1 pseudogene is annotated in these 205 nt (G+C 70.2%); it reads right to left on the bottom strand.

Going from position 1 to position 205, the window contains the following annotated elements:
* Nucleotides 1-205: pseudogene (locus BN2660_RS16375) on the bottom strand (carbohydrate ABC transporter substrate-binding protein); the annotation flags it as partial.

Below are 205 nucleotides of genomic sequence, written 5' to 3'. Positions count from 1 at the left end.
GAGCTCCTCGACGACCTGCTGGGGGACGACGGTTCCGCCGTCGCGGGCCTCCGCTCCCTCTTCCCAGAACTCGGCGAGGCGCTCTTCGTCGAAGCCGGGCGTGCCATCCTCGTCGAAGAGGTTCTTGCCCTCGCTGCGCAGCTGCAGCTCGAGGTTCTGGATGCGACCCGTGTAGTCCGAGCCGCCCCAGAACGCGCCGCCGCCG

The organism is Microbacterium sp. 3J1 (genome assembly GCF_001049495.1).
Lineage (GTDB): Bacteria > Actinomycetota > Actinomycetes > Actinomycetales > Microbacteriaceae > Microbacterium.
This window is presented reverse-complemented; position numbering and strand designations above follow the sequence as displayed.